Source organism: Variovorax stachyos (assembly GCF_051400855.1).
Lineage (GTDB): Bacteria > Pseudomonadota > Gammaproteobacteria > Burkholderiales > Burkholderiaceae_C > Variovorax.
This window is the reverse complement of sequence record NZ_JBLFFN010000060.1, coordinates 1-725: the sequence shown is the minus strand read 5'-3', so window position 1 is coordinate 725 and position 725 is coordinate 1. Positions and strand designations below refer to the sequence as shown.

The following is a 725-nucleotide window of genomic DNA, read 5'->3' as shown; positions in this document are numbered from 1 at the left end:
CATGGGCAGCCACCTCGCTCAGACGGGTTGGCTCAATATAGGCGACCATCAAGGGAGTTTCCACACAGGCTCGGCCAAAAGCTGACGCTCAAGAGGAATCTCTTTTTCATCCCAGGACCCCATGAAGCTCATCTTTATCTACGGCCCTCCTGCCTCCGGAAAGCTGACCGTCGCCCGCGAACTCGCACGAATCACGGGGCTGCCGGTTTTCCACAATCACTTGATCGTCGACGCCGTTGCCGCGGTGTTCCCCTTCGGATCGGATCAATTTGTACGGCTCAGGGAGCAGATGTGGCTCAGCGTTATGCGCGAGGCGGCAGCTACCGGACGCTCGCTCATCTTCACCTTCGCGCCCGAGCCAACGGTCACCGGTGGGTTCCCTGAGCGCGTCCTCGACCTTGTCCAAGCCGCAGGGGGCGCCACAATGTTTGTTCAACTGCGCGTTCCTATAGCCGAGCAGGAAAAACGCCTCACCGCCGCGAGCCGAGCGGAGTTCGGGAAGCTTCAGTCGTTGGAGATCCTGAGAAGCCTGCGTGATCAGTTCGAGCTTTCTGAGCGTGCGATGCCAACCCCCCAGTTGATTGTCGACACCTCCATGGTTGAACCTTCAACAGCCGCTCGCAACATCGCGAGCGCCTTCTTTTCCGCCTAGGGAGATGCTGATCAATAGGTCGCGGCGGGCACGGCGCATGCATGCGTGAAGACACCGCAAATCACAGCACCAC

The 725-nt window shown here is 59.6% G+C and carries 1 protein-coding gene; it reads left to right on the top strand.

The features are described from left to right. The first annotated feature begins 121 nt into the window (after positions 1-121). Complete coding sequence (locus tag ACMGEZ_RS29695; protein ID WP_436825864.1) at positions 122-652, top strand: P-loop nucleotide/nucleoside kinase family protein; 531 nt, start codon at positions 122-124, stop codon at positions 650-652. Positions 653-725: the final 73 nt, after the last annotated feature.

Bases quoted from the DNA above. Each gene is read 5' to 3' on its own strand.
- ACMGEZ_RS29695 (WP_436825864.1), top strand. From the start codon at position 122: ATGAAGCTCATCTTTATCTACGGCCCTCCTGCCTCCGGAAAGCTGACC.